The sequence below is a fragment of the Sphingomonas sp. genome (genome assembly GCF_035555815.1).
GTDB lineage: Bacteria > Pseudomonadota > Alphaproteobacteria > Sphingomonadales > Sphingomonadaceae > Sphingomonas.
The window spans coordinates 1-10,121 of sequence record NZ_DATMGG010000135.1; the positions used below are offsets into that span (position 1 = coordinate 1).

Below are 10,121 nucleotides of genomic sequence, written 5' to 3' on the forward strand. Positions count from 1 at the left end.
CCTCCGTACTCGGTGGGCGAGGCCGGCCGCATGGGCTCGCCGGGCCGCCGCGAGATCGGCCACGGCAAGCTGGCGTGGCGCGCCATCCACCCGCTGCTGCCGAAGAAGGAAGACTTCCCCTACACGCTCCGCGTGGTGTCGGAAGTGACCGAGTCCAACGGCTCGTCGTCGATGGCGACGGTCTGCGGCACCTCGCTGTCGCTGATGGACGCCGGCGCTCCGCTGGCGCGTCCGGTGGCCGGCATCGCCATGGGCCTGATCAAGGAAGACGACGGCTTCGCGGTCCTGTCGGACATCCTGGGTGACGAGGATCACCTGGGCGACATGGACTTCAAGGTCGCCGGCACCAGCGAGGGCATCACCAGCCTGCAGATGGACATCAAGATCGCCGGCATCACCGAGGAGATCATGAAGGTCGCGCTGGCGCAGGCCCATGACGGCCGCGCGCACATCCTGGGTGAGATGGCCAAGGCGCTGGGCGAGACCCGCACCGAACTGTCGGCGCACGCGCCGCGGATCGAGACGATGCAGATCGACAAGTCGAAGATCCGCGACGTCATCGGCACCGGCGGCAAGGTGATCCGCGAGATCGTCGCCACCACCGGCGCCAAGGTCGACATCGACGACGAGGGCGTGATCAAGGTGTCGTCGTCCGACGTGTCGCAGATCGAAGCCGCGATCAACTGGATCAAGGGCATCGTCGAAGAGGCCGAGGTCGGCAAGATCTACAACGGCAAGGTCGTCAACCTGGTCGATTTCGGCGCGTTCGTGAACTTCATGGGCGGCAAGGACGGCCTGGTCCACGTTTCCGAGATCAAGAACGAGCGTGTCGAGAAGGTCAGCGACGTCCTGAGCGAAGGCCAGGAGGTCAAGGTCAAGGTGCTCGAGATCGATCCGCGCGGCAAGGTGCGCCTGTCGATGCGCGTCGTCGATCAGGAAACCGGCGCCGAACTGGAAGATACCCGTCCGGCGCGCGAGCCGCGTGAAGGCGGCGACCGTGGCGATCGCGGCCCGCGCGGCCCCCGCCGCGACGGCGACCGCGGCCCGCGCGGTGACGGCGGCGGTCGTGGCGACCGTGGCGGCGACCGTGGCCCGCGCGGCGATCGTGGCCCGCGTCGCGATGGCGGCGGGGAACGCGGCCCGCGTCGCGAATCGGCGAAGGACGACAATGGGCCGGAGCCCGAGTTCGCCCCCGCCTTCCTGACGGGCGACCGCGACTGATACCGAAGGCTGGAAAGGCCGGGGAGAGAGGAAGGGGGCTCGCGGCGACGCGGGCCCCTTTTTCATTCTCCGTCGCACCATCTCCCGCCGTCCGGCGGCGTCGGCGATTCCCCGGGCGCCGCACACGAAAAATCCGGCGCGGCACTGGCGGCGACGGGTGCGGCTTCCCATATTCCGGGGCGCGGGGATCGATCGGTCGCCGCCCAGCTCAGCATCACATGAAAAGGGGCCGCAGTCATGCCAACCCAGGCACACGCCTACGCCGCGCAATCCGGCGAGTCGCCGCTCGCGCCGTTCAATTTCCAGCGCCGCGACGTCGGCCCCGGCGATGTCTCCATCGACATCCTCTATTGCGGGGTCTGCCATTCCGACCTGCACACCGCGCGCGGCGAATGGGGCGGCACGCTCTATCCGTGCGTTCCGGGCCATGAGATCGTCGGCCGCGTCACCGCGATCGGCGGCGACGTCACCGACTTCGCCGTCGGCGAGCTGGTCGGCGTCGGCTGCATGGTCGACAGCTGCGGCCACTGCCCGTCGTGCGAGGCGAGCGAGCAGCAATTCTGTGAGACCACCGGCATGGTCGGCACCTACAACGGCACCGACACGATCAGCGGCGGCCACACCTATGGCGGCTATTCCGATCACATCGTCGTCAAGCAGGATTTCGTGGTGAAGGTCGGCCACGACGAGAAGGACCTCGCCGCGGTCGCGCCGCTGCTGTGCGCGGGCATCACCACCTATTCGCCGCTGCGCCACTGGAAGGTCGGGCCGGGGCAAAAGGTCGGCGTGGTCGGCATCGGCGGGCTCGGCCACATGGGCATCAAGCTGGCGGCGGCGATGGGCGCGCACGTCGTCGCCTTCACCACCTCGCCCGACAAGGTCGAGGCGGCCAAGGCGCTCGGCGCGCACGAAGTGGTGATCTCGAAGGACGACGCGGCGATGGCCGCGCACGCCAACAGCTTCCACTTCATCCTCAACACCGTCGCCGCCAGCCACGATCTCGACCGGTTCATGGTGCTGCTGCGCCGCGACGGCACGATGACGCTGGTCGGCGCGCCCGAACATCCGCACCCGTCGCCCAGCGTGTGGAACCTGCTGATGAACCGCCGCTCGCTGGCCGGTTCGCCGATCGGCGGCATCGCCGAGACGCAGGAGATGCTCGATTTCTGCCGCGACAACGGCATCACCGCCGATGTCGAGATCATCCCGATCGACCAGATCGAGACCGCCTATGCCCGGATGCTGAAGAGTGACATCAAATATCGCTTCGTGATCGACATGGCGTCGTTGAAGCAGCAGCCGGCCTGAACCCCGGCGGGGACTGGCCTCTGCGGCCCGTCCCCGCCATAGTCGCGCGATGCGCACCATCCTGCCGATCCTCGTCCTGCTCTCCGGCTGCGCGGCGACGACGCCTCCGGCCGACCCCGCCCCGCCCCCCGCCGCGGCCCAGCCGGCGGAGGCGCGGGTCACCTTCGACGCCTCGCGCATCCTGTCCGAACACGCCGCCGGCATCGCCGATCGCGGTACCGGGCGGCGCGTCACCCCGGCCGATCCGGTCCGCGTCGCCAGCATCTCGAAACTCGTCGTCGCGCTGGGGGTGATGCGGCTGGTCGAGGCGCGGACGCTCGACCTCGATCGCGACGTGTCCGACTATCTCGGCTGGCGGCTGCGCAACCCGGCGTTTCCCGACACGCCGATCACGCTGCGGCTGCTGCTGTCGCACCGATCGAGCCTGACCGACGGCATCGACTATATCATCCCGGTCGGGGTGCGGGTGCAGGACGCGCTCGCCGATCCGAAGGCGTGGGACGCCGCCCACGCGCCCGGCACCTATTTCCGCTACACCAACCTCAATTTCCCGGTGATCGGCACGGCGATGGAGCGCGCGGCGGGCGAACGGTTCGACCGGCTGATGCAGCGCGAGGTGTTCCGCCCGCTCGGGCTGGACGGCTGCTACAACTGGTCGGGGTGCAGCGACGCGGCGGTGGCGCGCGCGGTGGTGCTGTACCGCGCCAACGGCGATGTCGCGCGCGACGATCTCCACGGCGTCCGCCCCGCCTGCCCGACGGTGGCGAAGGGGCCGTGCGACCTGACCAGCTATCGCATCGGTGACAATGGCGGGATGTTCAGCCCGCAGGGCGGCATGAACATCTCGATGCGCGATCTCGCCCGGGTCGGGCAGATGCTGCTGCGGCGCGGTGGCGATTTCCTGACCCCCGCATCGATCGCGACGATCGAGACGCCGGTGTGGACCTTCGACGGCACCAACGGCGACAACGACCAGGGTTTCACCTGCCAGTACGGCCTCGCCACCCATAGCTTGCCCACCGCGCGGCCCGGCTGCGACGACGATCTGTTCGGCGACGGCCGCCCGCGCGTCGGCCATTCGGGGGAGGCCTATGCGCTGCGCTCGGGCCTGTGGATCGACCGTGCGCGCGGCACCGGCGTCGCCTTCTTCGCCACCGCCGTCGCCGACGGCAGCAAGGGCGAGACTCGGTTCAGCCCCCAGGAGGAGCGGCTCGCGCGCGGGCGGTAGCGGCGCGCTGCCGCCCCGAAGATACAATCGTCATTCCCGCGCAGGCGCGAATCGGCTCACGCTGAGGGCCATGGTTGCCACCAAGCCCAGCGCGAACCGATTCCCGACTGCGTGGAAATGACGCCTTTGGGGGCGAAGGGAAATAACGACCGGTCGGGCCGCGCCTACCGCTTGACGATCTCCACCCGCCGGTTCTCCGCCCGCCCCGCCGCGGTGGTGTTGGGCGCGACCGGCTTGTCGAAGCCGAAGCCCGCCGACTCGAGCCGTCCCTCGGGCACCCCGGCGGCGGCCAGATAGGCCTTCACCGCCGCCGCGCGACTGGTCGACAGCGTCTGGTTGAACGCCGGGCCGCCGACATTGTCGGTATGCCCCTCCAGCGTCACCTGCCAGTCGCCATGGTCCTTGAGCAGCGCGGCGACCTGGTCGAGCAGCGGCTTCGATTCGGCGCGGATCGTCGCCGAATTGAAATCGAAGTTGATCCCGTCGAGCCGCGCGCGCCCGGTCTTTTCCAAGGCGGTCGCTAGTTGCGACTTCGCCGCCGCCCCCTTCCAGTCAGGGATCGCCGGGCAATCGCCGACGTCGTCGCTGATCTTCTCGCCGCTGTAGACCTCGAACAGGCTGTTGTCGGGGTCGCTGTCGGCGCGCCGCGCGAAACCGAGCATCTGCTTGCCGTCGGCGGAGAAGGAGAACAACCCGAGCTGGCGATCGGTGCCGCCGTCGACGCCCTGCTGGAGCATCTCGAGCTTCAATATCCGTCCCTCGGTGCCCCCGGCCACCGTACCGCTGCGATAGTCATAGCAGCCGGTGACTCGCGTCCCCTCCTGCTTGAGGCGGACCATGCCCCAGCCGCTCGCGCCCTCATAGGTGCCGGAGACGTTGGCCAGGCTGGCGTCATGCGTCAGTTGCGTGCCGTAGCCGCGCAGGTTGACCAGCCCGTAATATTCGGCGCCATAGTTGCTGAGCGCGGTGACCCGCACCCACCGCCCGGTCGCCGGCGCCGCCAATGGCACGGCCTGGCGTTCCGCGCGCTTCAGTTCGGTGTCGAGGATGGTGGTGAAGCCGCTGTTCGCCGCGGTGTCCGATATCTCGACGCGGACATGCCTGACCGACTTGTCCTCATTGGTCAGCCCGGCGGTATCGAAATCGAGCCGGGTCAGCGTCGATCGCTCGGCCAGTTCCAGCACCAGCACCGCCGGCTTGTCGGCGATCGATCGCCAGTCGGTGGCGTTCGATTCGTCGGTCAGCGCATAGGGGCCGTAGAGATAGTCCTTGTAATCGTTGTCGTCGGGCTTCTCGACGAACAGCGCGCCCGCGCCGAACGCGAACAGATCGGATTCGGCAACCGCGGCGGGGGTCGCCGCCCCGCCCGGCGCGGCGGCGGTCTGCGGCGCCGATGGCGCGGCGTTCGCGCCCGGATCGCCGCCGCCGCCGCACGCCGACAGCGCCAGCATCGCGATCCCGCACAATGCGGTCAAAACCCTGTGCATCCGCCGCCCCTCCCGTTTCGCGCAGCCTAACGCCCGCCGGGATCGCGCGCAATCGATCGCCCGCGCGGCTTCAGCCGCCCGGCGGGGCGGGCGCCGCACGGGCGCCGAACAGCCGCCGCAGCAGCCGGCGCAGCACCAGCACCGCCGCCACCGCGCCGGCCAGCAGCACGACCGCGACGGCGATCGCCACCGCCGGAAACGCGGTCACCAGCGCCAGCAGCCCGGCCGTCATCACGTCCTCGCCGGTGGATACCACCGCGTTGCTCACCGGTTCGGGGCTGGCGTTGACCACCGCGCGCGTTCCCGCCTTGGCGCCGTGGGTCAGCAGCGTCGCGCCGCCGCCGAGCAGCAGCACCGCCACCTGCCATGCCGGGCTGTGCGGATCGACGATCGCCAGCGCCAGCAGCGCGCCGCCGACGGGGCGCACCAGCGTGTGCACCGCGTCCCACGCGCTGTCGATCCACATCACCTTGTCGGCGAGGAATTCGGCGACCGCGCCGACGGCGGCGATGCCGATCACCCAGGGATTGGCGAGCACGTCGAGCGCGTGGAGCTGGTCGGGCAGCGCGAACCAGCCCAGGTGCATCCCCAACCCGACCACGAACACGCACAGGTACAGCCGCCATCCGGCGAGCAGGCTGATGCTGCCCGCCAGCCCGATGATCTCGACCGGCCCCATCAGCGCCAGCCCATCAGCGAGCACCGCCGTTCGCGCGCGCGGGCCGGCGCGCCGGGCGCATCAGTTGCGGAAACCGGGATCGATGCGGTCGAGCTTCCGCAGCAGCGCCGGCCACGCCAGCCGCTGTGCCAGCATCCCCATGCCGCCCGGCGCCGATTGCACCGCGACCTTTTCCTCCGTCCCCTGCGGCGGGGTGTTGAGGTTGTCGCGCCCCGCCGACAGCATCTTGACCTGCGCCTCGCACGCGCGTTCGAGGAAATAGAGCCGCAGGAACGCCGACGCGACGCTGTCGCCCACCGCCAGCGTGCCATGGTTGCGCAGGATCATCGCGTGCTTGTCGCCCAGATCCTCGACCAGCCGTTCGCGCTCCTCCAGGTCGGTCGCGATGCCTTCATAGTCGTGATAGGCGACGTTGTGCTTCGCGATCATCGCGGTCTGGGTATGTGGCAACAGCCCGAATTCCATCGCCGACACCGCCTGCCCGTCGGGGGTGTGGAGGTGCATCACCGCATGGGCGTCGTCGCGCGCCATGTGGATCGCCGAATGGATGGTGAAGCCGGCCGGGTTGACCGGCTGGCCGGTGTCGTTGACCGGCTTGCCGTCGACGTCGATCTTGACCAGCGACGATGCGGTGATCTCCTCGAACATCATGTCATAGGGGTTGATCAGGAAGTGATGCTCCGGCCCCGGCACGCGCGCGGACAGATGGGTGAAGATCAGATCGTCCCAGCCGTAGAGCGCCACCAGCCGGTACGCCGCCGCCAGATCGACCCGCGCCTCCCACTCGCCGGGCGCCATCTGGGTTTCGGGTGCGCGGGCTAACGTGGCCATGGCGTGTCTCTCCGGTCCGTTTGACCGGCAGGATACGCCGATTGATCCGCCTTTTCAAACATCCGGTACGCCCGCGCCGCGTTAGAAAAGCGGGAAGCGGGGGGGAAAGGGGATTCCGTTGCCCGGTGCCCGATGCTGTCGGGAGAGGTCCGGGGGGATTCTGTTGCTCGGCCCCCCCGGCGGCCGCCGGAATCCGCTTCTGTTGCCCGGTGCGGTCCAACCGCGCATTTTAGAGTAACCTTAAGCCGTTAGGCCGTGGGGTTACGCCGCAATATCGAGTGCTTCGTTATCGTTGGCACTTGTGTAATGGGCCGTCGCGGTGGTCCCATTCCGAGCGAAAGACTACGTTTTTCAACACACGTCGATCCTGGTTCGGCCCCGTCATCATCCGCCTGGGCGGCGGTTGGTGGTGGAGCCGCCGGGTACTGCCCCCGGGTCCGCTGCATCTATTGCGCGCAATCCTTTATCGCCATAGTCGGGCGAACCCGACAGGATGCATATAGGGGCTGAGAGTCGGTTTGGGAATGCGTCTATAGCGACATTGCGGCACCGGCCCGCTCCCCCACCCGTCCACCCATAGGATACTGCCGTTGGATGGCCGGGTGGGGGAGCCGGCCGGCGCCGCCTGGAAATCCGCTTTTCCGCGCATTTCCGGACAGCGCCGATGAAAAGCCGCGTCCGGCCTTCACATGGCCACATTACCGGCGCATGGGGCATATCGTTATGTTGACCCAGCGTTCCCGGTACGCGCTCCGCGCGATGATCTTCCTCGCCGAACAGCCGTTGGACGGCCCGCCGGTGCCGATGAACCGGATCGCGGCGGCGGCCAATGTGCCCAGGAAGTTCCTGGAACTGATCCTCGCCGATCTGCGGGAAGCCAATTTCCTCCACAGCCACCGCGGCAAGGCCGGGGGCTATTGCCTGGCGCGCCGCCCGCACCTGATCTCGCTGGGGGAGATCATCCGCGTGATCGAGGGCCCGCTGGCACTGGTGCCCTGCGTCAGCCGCACCGCCTATCGCCCGTGCAACGATTGCCAGGATGAGGCGCGCTGCGCGATTCGAATCGCGATGGCGCGGGTGCGCGACGAGACCGCGCGCATCCTCGACGGCACCAGCCTGCAGGACGCCGCCGCCGAGGAACTGGTCGCGGCGTAAGGTGCGATCCGGCGTCGCCGGACGACGGCGCCGGCCCACTCCTCACCCGGCCACCCGGCCGCCCGGCCGGTACGCCCGTCGGATGGCCAGGCGGGAAGGGGCGGCCCGGCACCGCCCCATCCCTGTCATCGGCCCGTCAGTGGCCCGTCAGTGGCCCGTCACTTTATCGAACTACGCCCCCTTGCGCGCGCGCAGTTCGTCGCGGATCTCGCGCAGCAGCGTCACGTCGGCCGCCTCGGCCGGCGCATCGGCGATCGTCGCCGGCATCACCCGGTTCACCGCGCGGACGATCAGGAAGATGATGAAGGCGATGATGACGAAATTGACGAACTGCGTGATGAATTCGCCATAGCCGAGCAACGGCACGCCCGCCTTCTTCAGCGCGGCATAGTCGCTCGATCCCTGCAACGCCGCCGGCACCGGCCCCAGCGTCAGGAAATAGCTCGAGAAATCGAGCCCGCCGAACAGCTTTCCGATCACCGGCATCAGCACGTCTTCGGTCAGCGACGTCACGATCTTGCCGAACGCCGCGCCGATGATCACCGCGATCGCCAGGTCGAGCACGTTGCCGCGCGCGATGAACGCTTTGAATTCCTTGAACATTTGCTCGTCTCCCTCTTAATTTCGTCCGAATTGCCATTGTGCGGACGCACGGGGCCCCTAAATGTTGCAACCGCGACGGTTGGAGGACAAGTCACCATGAAGCTTCGTCTTGTATTTGCCGGTCTGGCGGCGCTGGCCCTGTCGGCTTGCGGCCTCAATACGATCCCGACCGCCGAGGAGGCGGCCAAGGCGAAATGGGCGGAGGTGCAGAACCAGTATCAGCGCCGCGCCGACCTGATCCCCAATCTGGTCAACACGGTGAAGGGCTATGCCCAGCAGGAATCGACCGTGCTGACCCAGGTGACCGAGGCGCGCGCCAAGGCGACGTCGATCCAGGTCAGCGCCGACGACCTGACCGATCCGGCCAAGGTCCAGGCGTTCGAACAGGCGCAATCGACGCTGGGCGCGCAGATCGGCCGGCTGCTGTCGGTGACCGAGAATTACCCGGACCTGAAATCGAACGCCAATTTCATGGCGCTCCAGTCGCAGCTCGAAGGGACCGAGAACCGGATCGCCATCGCGCGGCGCGACTATAACGAGGGGGTGCAGGCCTATAACACCCGCATCCGCACCTTTCCCGACGCGATCGGCGCCAAGATCTTCTACGGCGCCAAGCCGATGACCCCGTTCCAGGCGAGCGCCGGGGCGGATACCGCGCCGACCGTCAACTTCGGCAACGGCAGCTGAGGGATACAGGGGCGGTCGGTGCCGGAGTGTTGACCGGAAACCGCCCCTCTCCCCGTTCGGGCTGAGCTTGTCGAAGCCCCGCCCTTTTCTTCGGAGGTGAAGAGAGAAGTGCAGCCCTTTGAAACGATCAGGGCGAACGGATGGGGGTGGTTCGCGGCGTTTCTGTTGTTTCTGCTGACGCTCGCCGCGCCGGCGACCGCGCAGGATTTCCCCAAGTTCACCGGGCTGGTGGTCGATGCCGCCAACGTGCTGCCGCCCGAGACCAAAGCCGACCTGACCGCCAAGCTGGAGGCGCTGCAACGCGACACCAACCGCCAGGTCGTCGTCGCCACCATCCCCGATCTTCAGGGCTATCCGCTCGAGGACTACGGCTATCGGCTGGGCCGGGCGTGGGGAGTCGGGCTGAAGGACGCGAGCAACGGCGTCATCCTGTTCATCGCCCCCAACGAACCCGCCGGCCACCGCGGCCCCCGGATCGAGGTCGGCTATGGGCTGGAGCCGATCCTGACCGACGCGCTGTCGAGCACGATCATCAACACCCAGATGATGCCGCGCCTGCGCGACGGCGACGTCCCCGGCGCGATGACCGCCGGCGCCGACGCGATCGTCGCCCAGCTGCGCGCCTCGCCGGAGGAGGCGCAGGCCAAGGTCGACGGGGCCGTCGCCGAATTCGACCGCGCCCACCGGCGCGGCGGCGCAGCGTCGTCAGGCGGCGGCTTTCCGTGGCCGGTGCTGCTGCCGATCGGGATCGTGCTGTTCTTCATGTTCGTCGGTGCCGGCGCCAGCCGTGGCAAACGATACAAGGGGCGCGGCGGCGGCAATGGCGTGATGCCGATCGTCCTGTGGTCGATCGCCGATGAGATCGCGCGCGGCGCGCACCATTCCGGTCGCGACGATGATGACGATCATTGGGGCGGCTGGG

Annotated in this window: 10 protein-coding genes and 1 other RNA gene; 6 read left to right on the forward strand and 5 right to left on the reverse strand. The window is 68.5% G+C overall.

Annotated features, from left to right (window positions below):
• The 3 genes from pnp to VNR91_RS07450 form a co-directional block, all read left to right on the forward strand.
• On the forward strand, nt 1-1,221 hold a 1,221-nt coding region (pnp, locus tag VNR91_RS07440; RefSeq protein WP_325490138.1), incomplete at its 5' end, for a polyribonucleotide nucleotidyltransferase.
• A 237-nt stretch (nt 1,222-1,458) separates the two neighbouring features.
• On the forward strand, nt 1,459-2,529 hold the full coding sequence (locus VNR91_RS07445) for an NAD(P)-dependent alcohol dehydrogenase (protein ID WP_325490139.1): 1,071 nt from the start codon (nt 1,459-1,461) through the stop codon (nt 2,527-2,529).
• Between the two features lie 49 nt (nt 2,530-2,578).
• Nucleotides 2,579-3,757 carry a serine hydrolase domain-containing protein gene (locus VNR91_RS07450; RefSeq protein WP_325490140.1) on the forward strand — a complete coding sequence of 393 codons (1,179 nt, stop codon included), beginning with the start codon at nt 2,579-2,581 and terminating at the stop codon, nt 3,755-3,757.
• 164 nt (nt 3,758-3,921) lie between these two features.
• Here VNR91_RS07450 and VNR91_RS07455 read toward each other — a convergent pair whose 3' ends face one another.
• The 4 genes from VNR91_RS07455 to ssrA form a co-directional block, all read right to left on the reverse strand.
• Nucleotides 3,922-5,244: an OmpA family protein gene (locus VNR91_RS07455; protein ID WP_325490141.1), complete on the reverse strand. Its 1,323-nt coding sequence runs from the start codon at nt 5,242-5,244 to the stop codon at nt 3,922-3,924.
• Between the two features lie 70 nt (nt 5,245-5,314).
• The gene (locus VNR91_RS07460) at nt 5,315-5,947 is read right to left on the reverse strand and encodes a DUF4126 domain-containing protein (protein ID WP_414712390.1); all 633 of its coding nucleotides are present in this window, start codon (nt 5,945-5,947) and stop codon (nt 5,315-5,317) included.
• A 36-nt stretch (nt 5,948-5,983) separates the two neighbouring features.
• A complete protein-coding gene (locus VNR91_RS07465; protein WP_325490142.1) occupies nt 5,984-6,754 on the reverse strand; it encodes a class II aldolase/adducin family protein in 771 nt (256 codons plus the stop codon).
• 188 nt (nt 6,755-6,942) lie between these two features.
• Nucleotides 6,943-7,283: a transfer-messenger RNA gene (ssrA, locus tag VNR91_RS07470) on the reverse strand.
• 194 nt (nt 7,284-7,477) lie between these two features.
• Here ssrA and VNR91_RS07475 point away from each other — a divergent pair.
• A complete protein-coding gene (locus VNR91_RS07475; protein ID WP_325490147.1) occupies nt 7,478-7,909 on the forward strand; it encodes an Rrf2 family transcriptional regulator in 432 nt (143 codons plus the stop codon).
• A gap of 171 nt (nt 7,910-8,080) precedes the next feature.
• On the opposite strand, the gene mscL is transcribed toward VNR91_RS07475, so the two are convergent.
• Nucleotides 8,081-8,512, reverse strand: a complete 432-nt coding sequence (gene mscL / locus VNR91_RS07480) for a large conductance mechanosensitive channel protein MscL (RefSeq protein WP_325490143.1) — start codon at nt 8,510-8,512, stop codon at nt 8,081-8,083.
• Between the two features lie 96 nt (nt 8,513-8,608).
• Between mscL and VNR91_RS07485 the strand changes: the two genes are divergently transcribed.
• Complete coding sequence (locus tag VNR91_RS07485; protein ID WP_325490144.1) at nt 8,609-9,199, forward strand: LemA family protein; 591 nt, start codon at nt 8,609-8,611, stop codon at nt 9,197-9,199.
• 96 nt (nt 9,200-9,295) lie between these two features.
• On the forward strand, nt 9,296-10,121 hold an 826-nt coding region (locus tag VNR91_RS07490), incomplete at its 3' end, for a TPM domain-containing protein (protein ID WP_325490145.1).